General features: G+C 41.9%; 13 protein-coding genes. 3 read left to right on the top strand and 10 right to left on the bottom strand.

What is annotated here, in order from left to right:
- The first annotated feature begins 4 nt into the window (after positions 1-4).
- Entirely contained in the window at positions 5-1,060 is a 1,056-nt protein-coding gene (locus ACRD6K_RS02850) for a DUF6340 family protein (protein ID WP_430971988.1), read from the top strand.
- On the opposite strand, the gene lgt is transcribed toward ACRD6K_RS02850, so the two are convergent.
- Together lgt and secA are read right to left on the bottom strand one after the other, a co-directional pair.
- A complete protein-coding gene (gene lgt / locus ACRD6K_RS02845; RefSeq protein WP_430971987.1) occupies positions 1,057-1,866 on the bottom strand; it encodes a prolipoprotein diacylglyceryl transferase in 810 nt (269 codons plus the stop codon). The two genes, ACRD6K_RS02850 and lgt, sit on opposite strands and share 4 nt — an antisense overlap.
- A 13-nt stretch (positions 1,867-1,879) precedes the next feature.
- Entirely contained in the window at positions 1,880-5,197 is a 3,318-nt protein-coding gene (secA, locus tag ACRD6K_RS02840; protein WP_299577739.1) for a preprotein translocase subunit SecA, read from the bottom strand.
- A gap of 229 nt (positions 5,198-5,426) precedes the next feature.
- Here secA and ACRD6K_RS02835 point away from each other — a divergent pair, with 229 nt between their 5' ends.
- Entirely contained in the window at positions 5,427-5,609 is a 183-nt protein-coding gene (locus tag ACRD6K_RS02835; protein ID WP_430971986.1) for a hypothetical protein, read from the top strand.
- A 60-nt stretch (positions 5,610-5,669) separates the two neighbouring features.
- Here the strand turns inward: ACRD6K_RS02835 and ACRD6K_RS02830 are convergent, their stop codons facing one another.
- The 4 genes from ACRD6K_RS02830 to ACRD6K_RS02815 all read right to left on the bottom strand — a co-directional run bounded on the left by ACRD6K_RS02830 (position 5,670) and on the right by ACRD6K_RS02815 (position 8,487).
- Positions 5,670-6,140, bottom strand: coding sequence for a hypothetical protein (locus ACRD6K_RS02830; protein WP_299577737.1), 471 nt, complete (start codon positions 6,138-6,140; stop codon positions 5,670-5,672).
- 390 nt (positions 6,141-6,530) lie between these two features.
- Positions 6,531-7,049 (bottom strand): hypothetical protein, encoded by a 519-nt coding sequence (locus ACRD6K_RS02825; protein ID WP_430971985.1) that lies wholly within the window; start codon positions 7,047-7,049, stop codon positions 6,531-6,533.
- A 138-nt stretch (positions 7,050-7,187) separates the two neighbouring features.
- Positions 7,188-7,760, bottom strand: coding sequence for a porin family protein (locus ACRD6K_RS02820; protein WP_430971984.1), 573 nt, complete (start codon positions 7,758-7,760; stop codon positions 7,188-7,190).
- A gap of 142 nt (positions 7,761-7,902) precedes the next feature.
- Positions 7,903-8,487 (bottom strand): thioredoxin family protein, encoded by a 585-nt coding sequence (locus ACRD6K_RS02815; RefSeq protein WP_430971983.1) that lies wholly within the window; start codon positions 8,485-8,487, stop codon positions 7,903-7,905.
- Between the two features lie 254 nt (positions 8,488-8,741).
- Between ACRD6K_RS02815 and ACRD6K_RS02810 the strand changes: the two genes are divergently transcribed.
- A complete protein-coding gene (locus tag ACRD6K_RS02810) occupies positions 8,742-8,930 on the top strand; it encodes a hypothetical protein (RefSeq protein WP_299577733.1) in 189 nt (62 codons plus the stop codon).
- 32 nt (positions 8,931-8,962) lie between these two features.
- Here ACRD6K_RS02810 and ACRD6K_RS02805 read toward each other — a convergent pair whose 3' ends face one another.
- The 4 genes from ACRD6K_RS02805 to ACRD6K_RS02790 all read right to left on the bottom strand — a co-directional run bounded on the left by ACRD6K_RS02805 (position 8,963) and on the right by ACRD6K_RS02790 (position 15,077).
- A complete protein-coding gene (locus ACRD6K_RS02805) occupies positions 8,963-9,916 on the bottom strand; it encodes a D-2-hydroxyacid dehydrogenase (protein ID WP_430971982.1) in 954 nt (317 codons plus the stop codon).
- A 192-nt stretch (positions 9,917-10,108) separates the two neighbouring features.
- Positions 10,109-10,936 carry a hypothetical protein gene (locus ACRD6K_RS02800; RefSeq protein ID WP_430971981.1) on the bottom strand — a complete coding sequence of 276 codons (828 nt, stop codon included), beginning with the start codon at positions 10,934-10,936 and terminating at the stop codon, positions 10,109-10,111.
- 105 nt (positions 10,937-11,041) lie between these two features.
- Entirely contained in the window at positions 11,042-12,334 is a 1,293-nt protein-coding gene (gene odhB, locus ACRD6K_RS02795) for a 2-oxoglutarate dehydrogenase complex dihydrolipoyllysine-residue succinyltransferase (RefSeq protein ID WP_430971980.1), read from the bottom strand.
- A 10-nt stretch (positions 12,335-12,344) separates the two neighbouring features.
- Positions 12,345-15,077 (bottom strand): 2-oxoglutarate dehydrogenase E1 component, encoded by a 2,733-nt coding sequence (locus ACRD6K_RS02790; protein WP_430971979.1) that lies wholly within the window; start codon positions 15,075-15,077, stop codon positions 12,345-12,347.
- Between the last annotated feature and the right edge of the window lie 182 nt (positions 15,078-15,259).

Here is a 15,259-nt window from a genome sequence, read left to right as displayed (position 1 = left end):
CACTATGAATATCAACAAACTCTATAAGTATTCAGCATTAGCTGTTTGTATTTTATTTTTGGCTTCTTGTGCAACAAGTTTAAAGACAGTTTATATTGAGGTGGCCAAGCCATCAGAGTTTTTACTACCCAATGACATTGTTAGCCTGACTTTGATGAACCGGAGTCTGACTGATGAGTTTGGTAATTACCCGGCAGACAGTCTGCAAAACTATTTTTACCGCCGTGCTTTTAATGTAGATGCCGCTGTTTTGGACAGTTCAGCTTCAGATACGACTCTAAAGGTTTTAGCTGATTTACTGTTTGAATCCGGACGATATGATGTGGTCATTCCTGAAGAGCGAAATATACCGCGTACTGAGAGCTATTTTAAGGTTTTACCGCCTTTGGATTGGGATTATGTCACCGAAGTGTGTGAGACCTATCAAACCGATGCTTTGCTGGTTCTGGAGCGTTATACCAACAAAATCATGACCGATTATATGTTAGGTCCAGGTCCATATTCGGATTTCCACCTGGCCTCCATCGATTCAAAATACGATGCAGTTGTGAAGGTCTACGATCCTTCACGCGAAGAAATTCTAATCCAGCTTTTGGTGGGAGACACCATATTTTGGGAGGAGCAGGACTATTCATCCAAAAATTTATTCACCAACCAGTTGGTTCCAGTAAAACAGGCTTTGATTGAAACCGGAATTCAGGTAGCACTTGAACTGGACGCCAAGCTGGCACCTCAATGGCAAACCCAGGCACGAAATTATTTTGTTCTGAAAGAAGCCGATTCAGCCTTATTGGAATCAGCCATTCGGGAGAACAACTGGGGCAAAGCCTACGATCACTGGAAGTCAATTTTAAACCGCACAAGCAAAGCTTCTGATAAAAGCAAGCTGGAATATAATTTGGCTGTAGCCAGTGAAATGATTGGCAATTTGAATGAAGCCGCTGAATGGGCTACTCAATCCTACAAAACACAATACCGCAGACAAACGGAGTTGTATTTATACCAACTAAAAAGCCGCAAAAAAACGGTTGATGAATTTAAAAAGATTCTTTCCGATTAGTTTTTATAGATAACCGGAGCTCTTTTCAGAGCCCGGATCATCAGGTACAAACCGCCCAGAACAAATGGGATGCTTAGCAGTTGTCCCATATTCAAAGCCATTCCCGCTTCAAAAGCCTCCTGGTCTTCTTTGATAAATTCGATGAAGAAGCGAGCCAGGAAGATCATTACAAAGAACAAGCCGACAATGAATCCCTGACGATTGCGTAAATCGGTTTTCCAATACGTATAAAGCATAACTCCAAAAGTTATCAGGTAAGCAAAGGCTTCATACAATTGGGTTGGGTGTTTAGCAACAGTTTCACCATTGCGCTCAAAGATCATTCCCCAAGGCAAGCTGGTTTGAATTCCATAGATTTCAGAATTCATCAGGTTACCCGTACGAATCAGAGCAGCCACTAAAGCAGTAGGAACCACTACCCGATCCAAAACCCAGAAAACCGAGCGTTTGGACACTTTCTTGCTCCAAATCATTAAGGCAATAAAAATGCCGGCGGCACCGCCATGACTGGCGAGTCCACCGTGCCATACTTTCAGAATTTCAGCCGGATGCTGAGAATAATAGTCCCAACCATAGAAAAATACATGTCCGAGTCTGGCGCCAACAATCGTGGCCACAATCATATAGATAAAAAGACTTTCCAACCACTCCGGATTAATCTTTTCAAACTTAAACATGCGCTCTGCCTGGTAATAGCCAAATAAAAAGCCAAAGGCAAATAACAGGCCGTACCATCGAACAGATATTGGACCAAGACTAAAAATTTCAGGATCTATATTCCAGTGAATAAAGGCTAAAAATTCCATGTAGTTTTATTTTTTATTCGGCGTTTTTGCCGTGACAGCTTTTGTATTTTTTTCCGCTACCGCAAGGGCAAGGCTCATTACGTCCTACTCTTTTCTCCACCCTTACCGGTTGAACCCGGGGCTTCTCTCTTGTGTCCTGTCCTGCACTTCGCGAACCACCTTCCGGCATGTCAGACTTTTGAGTTGAGTATTTACTCATATCCGTCCGTTTCCGGTCTTCTGCTTCGCGTACTTCATTCGGATCAGAAATTGGGATATGCCCCTTCATTAAGGTTGATACAACATCTTTATTCACCTTTTGTACCATCACCTTAAAGAGGTTGAACGATTCAAACTTATAAATCAGCAAAGGATCTTTCTGCTCGTAGGTCGCATTCTGAACCGATTGTTTCAAGTCATCCATCTCGCGTAATTGCTCTTTCCATGCTTCATCAATGGTAGAAAGAACCACTTGCTTTTGGTATGACTTCACCAATTCTTTTCCGTGGTTATTATACGCTTTCTCCAGGTTGGTAATAATTTGGAAAATTCGTTTCCCATCAGAAATTGGAACAACAATATTTTGGTAAATATGAGATTTACGCTCGTAAACATCCTTAATAACCGGGTAAGCTTGCTTTGAAATGGTTTCAACTTTCCGGGTAAAGGTGTTGATCATGACCTGGTAGATTTTGTCAATAATTTCTTCCGGCTTCAATTTCCCAAAATCCTCTTCAGAAACCGGAGATTCAATAGAAACTAAACGAACCAATTCCAAGTTGAAGTCTTCAAACTGATCACTGCCATAGTATTCGTTCACCAGATTTTCCAGTGAATCATACATCATGTTCAACAAGTCAACTTCAAGTCGCTCACCAAACAAGGCATGGTGACGTTTTTTATAGATGACTTCACGTTGCGAGTTCATTACATCATCGTATTCAAGCAAACGCTTACGAATACCGAAGTTGTTTTCTTCAACCTTTCGTTGGGCACGCTCAATTGATTTGGTAATCATCGAGTGCTGAATCACTTCTCCTTCATCCAAGCCCAAACGGTCCATAATTCCGGTAATCCGGTCTGAGTTGAACAAACGCATCAAATCGTCTTCCAACGAAACAAAGAACTGAGAACTACCTGGGTCTCCCTGACGTCCGGAACGTCCACGAAGCTGGCGGTCAACGCGACGCGAATCATGGCGCTCGGTACCAATAATAGCCAAACCACCACGCTCTTTAACTTCTTTTGTCAGTTTAATATCGGTACCACGACCCGCCATGTTTGTAGCGATCGTCACCATTCCAGCAACACCGGCGTCAGCAACAATATCTGCTTCACGAGCATGCATTTTCGCATTCAGTACGTTATGCTTAATGCCTCGTATTTTCAACATCCGGCTCAGCAATTCTGAAATTTCAACCGAAGTCGTTCCCACCAAGACAGGGCGTCCGGCTTTATTCAGTTCAACGATTTCCAGAATAACGGCATTGTATTTTTCGCGTTTTGTCTTATAAACCAAATCTTCCCGGTCATCCCGAATAATCGGACGGTTGGTAGGAATAACTACAACCTCCAATTCGTAGATGTCCCATAATTCGCCAGCTTCGGTCTCCGCAGTACCAGTCATACCACTCAATTTATGGTACATCCTGAAATAATTCTGCAAAGTGACTGTTGCAAATGTTTGGGTGGCTGCTTCAACCTTCACACGTTCTTTCGCTTCAATCGCCTGGTGCAAACCATCCGAATAACGACGGCCTTCCATAATACGGCCGGTTTGCTCATCTACAATTTTAACTTTATTGTCGATTACCACGTATTCCACGTCTTTTTCAAACATGGCGTAAGCTTTCAACAACTGGTTAATGGTGTGTACCCGTTCTGATTTTACGGCATAGTTTTGCAATAAATCATCCTTCTTTTCCAATTGCTCTTCGTGAGATAACTGGCTGTCATTCTCAATTTCAGCAATCATGCCGCCCATATCGGGCAGTACAAAGAATTCCGGATCATCCACATCGGCCGAAATCAGGTCAATTCCTTTATCGGTAAGCTCAACTGAGTTTTGTTTTTCTTCGATGATAAAGTAAAGCGGATCCGTTACAATATGCATGTTTTTGCTGTTATCCTGCATATAGTAATTTTCCGTCTTTTGCATCGCTGCTTTAATTCCCTCTTCACTCAGGAATTTAATAATGGCTTTGGTTTTGGGAAGCCCTTTGTGCGCTCGAAGCAACTGCAATGCCCCTTCTTCCCGCTCTTCTTTGGTTGGATTATCTTTGGTTAGCAGGCGTTTGGCATCCGTTAAACATTGCGAAACAAAATTCTTTTGTGCCGAAACCAATTTCTCCACTTTGGGTTTCAGTTCGTCAAATTTTTGATTATCTCCCTTAGGTACAGGCCCAGAAATAATCAACGGCGTACGGGCATCATCAATCAATACCGAGTCAACCTCATCGACAATGGCATAATGGTGCTTGCGCTGCACCAGGTCTTGTGGGTTAATGGCCATGTTGTCACGCAAGTAATCAAAACCAAACTCATTGTTGGTTCCATAGGTAACATCCGAATTGTAGGCTTTACGACGGGCATCCGAGTTGGGCCGGTGCTTATCGATGCAGTCAACGCTCAGACCATGGAATTCAAAAATTGGCCCCATCCATTCGGAGTCACGTTTTGACAGGTAATCGTTCACGGTTACAACATGTACCCCACGACCAGCCAGCGCGTTCAGGAAAACAGGCAATGTTGCCACAAGCGTTTTACCTTCACCAGTCGCCATCTCTGCAATTTTTCCCTGGTGAAGCACAACTCCACCAATCAATTGCACGTCGTAGTGAATCATGTCCCAGGTTACCTCAGATCCTCCGGCAGCCCATTTGTTATACCAAACAGCTTGCTCACCGTCTATTTCAATGCTATCTCTTCCTGCTGCAAGCTCCCGGTCAAAGTCCGTTGCTGTCACCACCAAGGATTCATTTTCAGCAAAACGGCGTGCGGTATCTTTCACAACAGCAAATGCAGCCGGTAATATTTCATTCAGAACAGCTTCAATCTTTTCATTAATTTGTTCCTCTATTTTATCAACTTGTTGGTATATTTTTTCACTTTCCTGGATGTCAACTTCTTCAACCTTAGCTTTCAAAGTTGCAATTTCATCCAGATCAGCCTGTATGCGATCCTGAATTACCTGCTTTAATCGTTTGGATTCAGCTCTTAACTCATCTATGGAAAGTTTTGAAATACGTTCGTATTCAATTTTGATTTGTTCAACGATTGGGGTGATCTCACGAATATCGCGATCTGATTTGTTGCCCAAAAATTTGCCTAAAATTTTATTTACAAATGCCATTATCTAAAATTTCTTATATTTTAATGTGAACGGACACAAAAGTAGTCAATCTGTACTAGTTTATATATTTGTGTCTTGTTTTTTTTCAATAATAATCGTGCCACTCGCCTATTTTGACGAAAACACGCCATAATAACATAGCATGTTCGATAAACTGCCAATACAACAGGATTTCGCCTTATAAATCGTGCAATTTAGTAGTTTTGTAGTCTAAAATACAAGAAAAGAAATGAATGATTTTGCATCACGCTGTTTTGTGTGTCAACAAACAGTTGACCCCCAAACATCAACAACCAACAAGGAATTAAACCTTCCGGTGTGCCCTTCGTGCAAAGGCTCTGAGCAAGAAAAGGAAGCAGTGCAAGCCTTAACGGAAGGACTGGCCGATGGCTTTGTTTGCGGCTGTATTTAAAAGAAAAAGCTGCTCCTGGGGGGAAGCAGCTTTCGAATTGATGCTGTTTTTATTAAAAAACTAGTTCAGAAGATGTTGATAGCTCGGATTAATCAAGCTTGGCAAATAAGAAGCAATTAAGCCAAGAGCTTGATCATCGGTCACTTGATTAGGAGTCAGAATTCGTTGCCGATCCAACTCTTTTTCATTAAGCACGCTGCTTACGAGTTCCTCCGGAATTTCGCTGTACTGCGCTTTTACCCGTGTTGCTCCAAATCCTTTCTTGCAACACACATAAGAAACTTCGAAATGCTCTCCACGTACCACATAATTTTTTGAGCGTTTATTTTCATGCAGTGTAATGATGATTGGGGTTTCATCATGATCGTAGGATAGTACCCAGGCCTTATCAGCTGAGGCTGACAATTCATCATTGGCTACAGGTACAATGTCGTAATCGTTGAAAGAACGATTTGTGTCCGCTGCCTGAGAGGCAAGTGCGACCAGGCAAAATACAAAAAGGCTGATTCCGGTAATAATTCTGTTTTTCATGACTTTGGATTTAAGCGTTTAAATTGTTTCTGTTCTGAATTGAGATTTGCTACAATCCCATTGTTTTCTAATTGTTTACTTAATAGACGAGCAACTTTTTAGAAAATTACACCTTTTGGTCCGCTACTTGGGGCACTTTCGACAAACAACCTTTTTTGAGGGGTAAACGCGCCAAAATCGTCAACCAAAAAGCAGAAAAATTTTGCACAAAAAATCCAGTTAGCACGAAAAGAGAGGTATTCGAATTGAAGAACACAAAAAATTTCGCCCTTCATGTTCGAAGAAATGAGACTAGGCTGGAATTGATAGAAACGGAAGAAAATAAGGGTGGAAAACGAAAGGTTGATAGCGTTTAAACGCTACGAAACGGGGTTGAAAACCCGAATGAAATTACCAGATGCCTGGCTGATTTTGATTGGTAATGCTAAAACCGCCACCAATTTTGAATTTCTTGGACACTTTATATTCCAAAAACATCGATGCTCCGTAGATGCTCATGTCTTTCAGTGATGGATTCGCAGGAAGAGGATTAAAAACAGAATTCCCAACAAAGCTACTCCCGCCTAAACTTAGTTTATCGTTCAACTGATATTGTTTCTGGTTAGTTATTTCGAGCTGATTAACAAAGGGATGAAGAAAAGGCATTCCATTGGAGAGACTTAGTGTTTTCATACTTGAGAAAGGATCAAGATTGAAAACAAGATTGGGTTTGAAGTTCAAATTAGATTGTAAGCCGGCAGCGATCTCCAGTTCGAGGCTTCCAAAAGTGGAGTTGGGTGAAAAGTTGAATAACTCTTTATACAAAAAGTCATATTCAGGATTTATTGTACTTACCCGGACCGAATCGGATTGGGCTGATACAATAAATCCTGAAATCAAAAATAATATAGAAAGAATAAATGTTTTCATTCGATAATTTGCTGTAACAAAAATAGAAAGAATTGACTCAATCAAAAACCTTTAAGTTGGTATTTTATGATTATTAACAACTCTAAAATTAGCTTAATCACAAATCAATCGAATTATTCTGTAATTCAACAAGCCAGACTATAAAATTTTAAAGCCAAGGCTAATAATAAAACTTTTGCTCTTGCTTTCCAGGTTTGGCCCTGAATACAAATCTCCTGAACCATTTTCCATTCGGGCATCTAGCGTAAACATCATAAAATCGATTCCAAGTCCATATTGCCAAGCCAGGAAATTATCCTCCAATTGATCTTTATCAAAATCGACACTATTCAGCTCCTTCTTGGTCACAAATGAAAAGACCGGTCCGGCATTGGCTCGTAAAGCCACTGGCCCTTTTTTTATCAGATTAAGTCCGAGCAGTACCGGAACATCAACGGTTTTCAAGTCGAATGAATTAACGACACCATCATCTTTCAAGTCGCCACCCTTGGAGTTAAAATATGCTTCAGGCTGAACATAAATACGACCAATATTTACGCGAGCAAAAGCTCCCGCATGGAATTTACTGATACTTTCTTCGTTGTATTGACTAAGATCAGTTGTCAATTTCGAGCTGGTGAATCCCCCTTTTAATCCCAACTCCAAAGGTAGTTGCGCTGTTGCCGGAAGTAAAAAAGAAGTCAATAATAAAATGATTGCAAGTTTTTTCATGATATAATAAATGTTTGGTTTAAACTCTAACGCTAGTTGATAACATAAATTGTTTTGGCTGCTTTGAATATAAACCCAAAAATACAATATCATAAGCAATCTGTGGCAGTATTTCCCATCGAAATTACCGATCAGTTCTGGCTTAAAAGACCAAGTCGCAGGCTTCGGGTGGCATCCAGTGTCTGTCTTTGCCTTCCCACTTCACATTGCAACCAATTGGATTGGTAACAGGTACAGAAACTTTCTTTCCGGAAACAAGCTCATGAAGCGTTCGGTCCAAGTCGTTTTCAGTAATGCGTGAAGCATCCCGGGGAGAGTCCACGCCCCTGCCCGTATAAACCAAGTGCCGGCTTTGATCAAAGACATAAAAGTGAGGCGTTCTCAGAGCACCATATTTTCGGGCAATCTCCTGACTTTCATCACGTAAATACACCCAAGGAAAACGATGATTCTGCATACGCTCCACCATATGGTCAAAATCATCTTCCTGGTAGGTATTCGCGCTGTTCGAATTAATAGCGACAAACTGAACCCCTTCGGCTTTGTATTTTTCAGCTGTACTGCGTGTAATCTCATCGCTGCCTACAACATACGGGCAATGATTACAGGTAAAAAATATGACCAAAAACCGGGCCGACTCAAAATCGTTCAACGAGTACGCTTTGCCATCCGTAGCAGGAAGTCGAAAATCTTTAGCCTGGGCGCCTATTTCAAGTGTAAAACTCATTATTTATCATTTTATAGGTTACAAAATAGGTAACAAGCGAAAGGTGAAACTTGTTGGGAGTAACTTTTGAAGGATTTACTGGTCGAAAAAAAGCAGTACCTGATAACCAATCAGAACGTTATCTCGTAACGACTAACTAAAAAAACATCTAATCTGATTTGGAAATTAGAAAAAAAATTTTCTAGTTTACAAATACAATACCTCCGGGTATTGTTTAGATGTAAGTTATTAATTTAAAGATTATTAAAACAAAAATGAAATCAAAGAAAAGCTCCAAAAAAATGCAAAAGCACTTTGACTTTGAAGATGTTGATTCTGGGAGCAAATCACCAAAGGGTACCAAAAAAGATCGAGGTTCAAAACGCCGCCTGTCTATTTATGATGAATTTGATGATGAGATAGATTTTAATGACTTTAATTCAAGCGAAGACTTATACGAATAGATACTCCAAGTTCCATTTTTCGACCATTTCTGCTAGTTAATTACATTAAGCTTTTTTCTATTCAGGAAAGCTTTTAGGTTACCTACCGCAATGCTCATTAAGCGCTGGCGTGCTTCCTTTGTAGCCCAGGCAATATGGGGAGTAATGTAACAGTTTTTGGCCGTTAACAGTGGGTTGTCAGCTTCAGGTGGTTCGGTTGATAATACATCCAGCCCAGCTGCAGCCAGATGCCCACTATTCAGTGCATCTGCCAAATCCTGCTCGTTAATTAATGGACCGCGCCCGGTATTGATTAAGATTGAGCCAGGTTTCATTAAGTCCAGCTTGCTTTTATTGATGAACCCTGCGTTAGTTGCCGTTAACGGACAATTGAGGCTTACAACATCTGATTGGGTCAACAGTTCGTCCAGCTGGCATTGGGTAAATTCTTCGGGGATATCGGTTTTTACCGACCTGTTCTGGAATAAGATGGTCATTCCTAAGGCAGCTCCAATAGCGGCCACTTTTCGGCCTATTTGGCCAAATCCGACTATGCCAAGTGTTTTTCCGCTCAACTCAACCTGTGGAGAAACACAAAAAGAAAAATTCTTAGAATTCACCCAATCTCCCTGGCTTACTGCCTGCGCATGCAGGTGTACCTGGTTGGCAATATGAAACAGGTGAGCAAACACCATTTGCGCCACAGATTCCGTGCTATAAGCCGGTATGTTAGTCACCACAATCCCCGCTTTACTGGCGGCATCTAAATCAACCACATTATAGCCCGTAGCTAAAACACCCACATACTTTATCGAAGGACAGGCACTGAAAAGCGCTGCATCAAGTACCACTTTATTGGTGAAAACAATTTCAGCATTTCCAATCCGCTCAATGCGTAATTCGTTCGGGGTGTTGTCATATATGTCGCACTGCCCAATGGCTTTTAAAGCATCCCAACTCAAATCGCCAGGATTTAAGGTAAACCCATCTAAAACAACTATTTTCATTTTAAATCTTTTGTATTCGTAAGCCGAAAGTAAGGAAATAAAGCTGAAAAAAGGAATGGAACTTACAAGGATACCTAAACGCTATCCGCTCAAAAACTGAAATTGCATCAAATCCGGAGGCACAATAATGTATTCCAGAAAGACAATCCGCCCTTTTAACTCAAAGCCTTTCTATACTAACAAGGCATCAAACTATAGCTCGTCAAAGATGTTATGAATTCGAGCTGAGAGGACTTGAGACCGATTCGCGATTACAGCATAGTACTGCCTGATGGTTTTCTGATCATTTACAGGCAATTTCGTTAGGGCTTTCGTTATTAAATCATACGAAATATTTTTATAAAAAGCCTCAGCAAAAGCTCCTGTAAGGGCTGAAACATTGCTATTTCCAACATTTAGCTGACCCCCTCTTCTTATTGCATCTTCAAAACTATTCGTTTCGGTAAAGGCAGCCAGTGCCCGCCAAAAAATGTCTTCAGGGTTCTCTGGATTCCCTGCTTCCCTCTTTAATCTATCGAATGCCTTTCGATTAATTTTGACCTCAAATGCTTCAAAAAAACGATTCAAAGCCATTTCCTTCCTTTCGCAGTGCATAAGCAAAGAGACCAAGAGTGAACTTGCCCTTGAAAATTTCTCTGTTTCTATATGGACAGAAAACACTTGAGAAGCACTGTATGTCAATTCTTTTATTTCTTCTGAGCTTGTCAAAAAAGCCCCAATGGGTGTTAGCCCAATGCAAACTTCCGGAAGGTTTTTTGCTGAAGGTGTCAGCGTCTTTCTTTCGGCAAAGAAAGTTTCCTTAAGTGCTTTAGAATATTTTACTCCATGATGGGCAGTCGCCCTCTCTTTAGCCATAGCGGCCAGTCGCTCTGAGCAAATAATTCCTTTTTCTCCTGAAAAAACAAGCCAATTAGCACAAGCCATTGCCAGTACTGCCGAAAAAGACCAGGAGTGAGCATGTAAGAGCATTCGCTTGTCATTGACCTCATCACGGCTAATTTGGGCCTCTACTCCGGCCATATCTCCAATTATCAGACCTAACATTATCGTCTATAATTCTTTATTCATGCAAAAGACCATCTCTGATACAGAGACAGTCTTTCAAATTTTTATCTAAGCTGACGTTTATAAGTCCAGCAACAATTCTTCGGGGTTGATCCCCTGATTCAATAAACGCTCCGGATTTTCAATCAGTTCTTTTACTTTCACCAGGAATCCAACAGAGTCTTTTCCATCAATTATCCGGTGATCGTAGGATAAGGCCACATACATCATCGGGCGAATTTCCACCTTGCCATTGATGGCCACCGGGCGGTCAACAATGTTGTGCATGCCTAGGATAGCCGACTGTGGAGGATTAATAATTGGCGTGGACAATAAAGAGCCAAAAGTACCTCCATTGGTAATGGTAAAGGTACCGCCGGTTAATTCTTCCACCGAAATTTTCTTATTCCGAGCCTTTTCTGCCAAATCTTTCAGGTCTTTCTCAATCTGAGGAACCGACTTACTTTCAGTATTTCGAATAATAGGAACCATCAATCCCTTGGGGGTTTGCACAGCAATGCCCACGTCCACAAACTCAGGCTGAATAATCTCCTCTCCATCCAGCATGGAGTTGATTGCCGGATGAAAGTTCATGGCCACAGCTGCCGCTTTTGTAAAGAATCCCATAAAGCCAAGCTTGAAGTCGTGCTTTTCGATAAAACGCGCCTGATGATTTTTGCGCAGCTCCATCACCCGGCTCATATCAATCTCGTTGAAGGTAGTTAGCATGGCTGTTTCATTCTTTACAGCCACCAGGCGCTGACTCAACTTACGGCGTAGCGAACTCATACGCTCCCGCTTTTCCTCGCGCGAGAAGGCCGTCTGCGAAGGAGTAACTGCTGTTTGCGCCCTAGGCAAGTCAATAACCGCTTCAACCTCCTTTTTTGAAATTCGTTTTAAGCCTTGCAAAATATCATCCACCGACAGGTTATTTTCTTCCATCATTTTTTTGGCCACAGAAGTGATTTTCACATGCGATTGATCAGTGGTGCCAGCGGCTTGTGATGGCTTCTCCCCTTCTTCAGAACCCTTTTTATCCGGGGACTTCGCAGGGGGTGCAGCCTCTTTCTGCTGTTCTCCGGCAACTGCTTTCGTTGCTTTTTCCGCTGGCTGCTTTTCTTCCGATGCCTCCCCTTGAAATGAGGTATCAATGGTGCAGGCAATGGCGCCAACTTCAATGGTATCGCCTTCCTGTGCGTTAAATTTCACTTTTCCGCCTTCATCGGCCACCAAGGTCAAGGTTGCTTTATCCGATTCAATCTCGGCAATTTCGTCATCTTTATCAACAACAGCACCGTCTTCTACCAGCCATCTTCCAAGCTCGACTTCTGTTATTGACTCTCCGGGTGTTGGTACTTTTATTTCAATGATCATGATTTTTTTCTTATGCTTTTGCTAATTCTTCAGCATTAAATACTTGTTCCAGGATCTTATTTAATCGATTGTTGTGCTGTTTCATGAGCCCACCAGCCGGGCTACCGCTTTCCGAACGCGAAATCACCTCAAAAGGAATATCTTTCAGGTTGCGGGAAATAAACGGCCATGCTCCCATATTGCCAGGTTCGTCCTGTGCCCATACAATACGCTCTGCTTTCTTGTACTTTTTCAGAATCTCATGGATTTGATTCGTTGGAATAGGATAAACCTGCTCCAGCCGCACAATCGCAGTTGTGTCTGCACTTGACTCCCGTCGCCTTTTGACCAAATCATAATACAGTCTTCCGGAAGTAAAAACAAGCTGTTTAACCTTCTTTGGATCAGCTAACTGGTCATCGATTACCTCTTGAAAATGCCCATGAGCCAGTTCTTCCAGCGAACAAGTCACCATTGGGTGTCTGAGCAAGCTCTTCGGTGTAAAAACAATTAAGGGAACACGAGTGGGCATGTTCATATGCCTTCTCAGCATGTGAAAAAAGTTGTCGGGTGTTGTCGGCTCAACAATCTGCATGTTGTTGTTGGCTGCCTGTGCAAGGAAACGTTCAATTCGCGCGCTGGAGTGTTCAGGCCCCTGTCCCTCGTAACCATGCGGTAGAAAAAGCACCAGGTTATTCATCAAGCCCCATTTTTCATTGGCTGAAGTGATGTATTGATCAATGATTACCTGGGCAACATTGTTAAAATCACCAAACTGCGCTTCCCAGATCGTTAATGCCTGAGGCTGAGCCATGGCGTAACCATATTCAAACCCCATAACTCCATACTCTGAAAGCAGCGAATTATAGATGTGAAAAGGCCCTTGTTTTGGCGAGATATGTTTTAGGGGAAAATACTTATCTTCCTTGTCTTCAACAACAAAAGCGGCATGACGATGAGCAAAAGTTCCTCTTTCACAATCCTGCCCGCTGATACGCACCGGGTGTCCTTCGTCAACCAGGGTTCCATAGGCCAGCAGTTCGGCCATCCCCCAGTCCAGGCGATCATCCAAAATCATTTGCCGGCGGTCAGCCAGTATCCGATTGATTTTATTGAAAAACTTCATCCCTTCCGGCACCGAGTTGATTTTTTTGGCCAGCTCCACCAGCTTGGCTTTTGGAACGCCGGTTTTCACAACTTCAAAAAAATCTACTTTCTGAGGTTTCTCGTATGATTTGTACTCATCAACCAAAAACTGTTTGATTTTAAGCTTTTCAATTTCTTCTGAATCTTTGTATTTCGCATTCATCAATGCATCAAAAGCCTTGATGTCATTTTTCACTTCAGAAGCGGTCATAATGCCCTGAGCAATTAGCTTTTCGGCATAAATATCTCGTGGGTTCTTATGTTCCGAAATTGCTTTGTATAACTGAGGCTGGGTAAAACGGGGTTCGTCCCCCTCATTGTGTCCGTATTTCCGGTAACAAAGAATATCGATAAAGACATCCGTTTTAAATTTTTGACGGAATTCCATAGCTAGCTCAATCGTGTAAATCAGCGACTCCACGTCATCGCCATTCACATGAAAAACGGGAGAACGCGTCACTTTGGCCACATCCGTACAATAGGTACTTGAACGTGCATCGAGGTAATTGGTGGTAAAACCCACCTGGTTGTTAATCACCAAGTGAATGGTTCCGCCTGTCTTGTATCCCTTAAGCTGCGACATTTGAATCACTTCATACACCACTCCCTGCGCAGCAATAGCCGCATCACCATGAATAATGATAGGAGCTACTTTATCATAGTCGCCATCATAAAGCGAATTGATGCGCGAACGCGACATTCCCTCTACCAATGGAGCAACCGTTTCAAGGTGCGATGGATTGGGCATTAGGCTCAGTTTCACCTTCTTCCCTTGGTCCGAAATAACTTCATTCTCATAACCTAAGTGGTATTTCACATCTCCCAAGGCAATGTCTTCCTCGTATTCGGTGCCATAAAATTCTTTGAAGATATATTCATACGGCTTTTTCATGATATTAGCCAGAATATTTAACCGTCCGCGATGAGCCATACCAATGATAAATTCACGAATGCCCAGTTCTGCCCCTTGTTCAATAACGGCATCTAAAGCCGGGATCAGCGATTCGGCCCCTTCCAGCGAGAAGCGTTTCTGGCCCACAAATTTTTTATGAATAAAACTTTCGAAGCCCACTGCCAATTTCAAATGATAGAAAATATGCTTCTTCATTTCGGGTGTAAATGGCTGTGAGTTTTTTGTACTTTCCATCTTTTCCTGCAGCCAGCTCAATACCTGCGGGTCGCGCACGTACAAATATTCAACTCCTATGGAGTTACAATAGGTAGCTTCAAGGTGAGCAATTATATCTTTGAGCTTGGCCGCTCCAATACCAATGTTTTTTCCGGCTTCAAAAACTTTATCCAGATCACTTTCTTCCAGCCCAAAATTTTCAATGGCCAATGTCGGTGAATAGGTTCTCCGCGAACGTACCGGGTTTGTTTTCGTGAACAAATGTCCTCTTTGCCGATAGCCATGAATGAGATTGAGAATTGCAAATTCTTTATTAATTGGTTCATTCCAATCAATCTTTTCCGTAGCATAATTTGCCCGAGCCAATTCGAAACCTTTAAAAAAGTTTCTCCAGCTTTCTTCAACGCTTTCCGGATCATTCAGGTAATCCTGGTAAAGCTCTTCAACAGCAGCAATTTCTTGATTGCCGACTTCAGAGAATTTATCCATATGTTGATTTTATGGTTCTATAAAAATAGTTATTGTAGATTAACAATCCATCTGATTTTAAAGTTTAGTAAGCCTTCCAAAGAAAAGCAAGGAAGCTCAGAAAGCAGGTGTCTTAATTGCAATTCCGGGTGTTCAAAATAGCATACACATTCACGATTCAATTTTACAGGCCTCAGAAGCAG

The sequence above is a fragment of the Sunxiuqinia rutila genome, assembly GCF_050589705.1.
GTDB lineage: Bacteria > Bacteroidota > Bacteroidia > Bacteroidales > Prolixibacteraceae > Sunxiuqinia > Sunxiuqinia rutila.
Note: the sequence above shows the minus strand (reverse complement) of the source record. Positions and strands in the feature narration are given on the sequence as shown.

Coding starts and splice junctions, on each gene's coding strand:
- ACRD6K_RS02850 (WP_430971988.1), top strand. CDS start 5: ATGAATATCAACAAACTCTATAAGTATTCAGCATTAGCTGTTTGTATT.
- lgt (WP_430971987.1), bottom strand. CDS start 1,866: ATGGAATTTTTAGCCTTTATTCACTGGAATATAGATCCTGAAATTTTT.
- secA (WP_299577739.1), bottom strand. CDS start 5,197: ATGGCATTTGTAAATAAAATTTTAGGCAAATTTTTGGGCAACAAATCA.
- ACRD6K_RS02835 (WP_430971986.1), top strand. CDS start 5,427: ATGAATGATTTTGCATCACGCTGTTTTGTGTGTCAACAAACAGTTGAC.
- ACRD6K_RS02830 (WP_299577737.1), bottom strand. CDS start 6,140: ATGAAAAACAGAATTATTACCGGAATCAGCCTTTTTGTATTTTGCCTG.
- ACRD6K_RS02825 (WP_430971985.1), bottom strand. CDS start 7,049: ATGAAAACATTTATTCTTTCTATATTATTTTTGATTTCAGGATTTATT.
- ACRD6K_RS02820 (WP_430971984.1), bottom strand. CDS start 7,760: ATGAAAAAACTTGCAATCATTTTATTATTGACTTCTTTTTTACTTCCG.
- ACRD6K_RS02815 (WP_430971983.1), bottom strand. CDS start 8,487: ATGAGTTTTACACTTGAAATAGGCGCCCAGGCTAAAGATTTTCGACTT.
- ACRD6K_RS02810 (WP_299577733.1), top strand. CDS start 8,742: ATGAAATCAAAGAAAAGCTCCAAAAAAATGCAAAAGCACTTTGACTTT.
- ACRD6K_RS02805 (WP_430971982.1), bottom strand. CDS start 9,916: ATGAAAATAGTTGTTTTAGATGGGTTTACCTTAAATCCTGGCGATTTG.
- ACRD6K_RS02800 (WP_430971981.1), bottom strand. CDS start 10,936: ATGGCCGGAGTAGAGGCCCAAATTAGCCGTGATGAGGTCAATGACAAG.
- odhB (WP_430971980.1), bottom strand. CDS start 12,334: ATGATCATTGAAATAAAAGTACCAACACCCGGAGAGTCAATAACAGAA.
- ACRD6K_RS02790 (WP_430971979.1), bottom strand. CDS start 15,077: ATGGATAAATTCTCTGAAGTCGGCAATCAAGAAATTGCTGCTGTTGAA.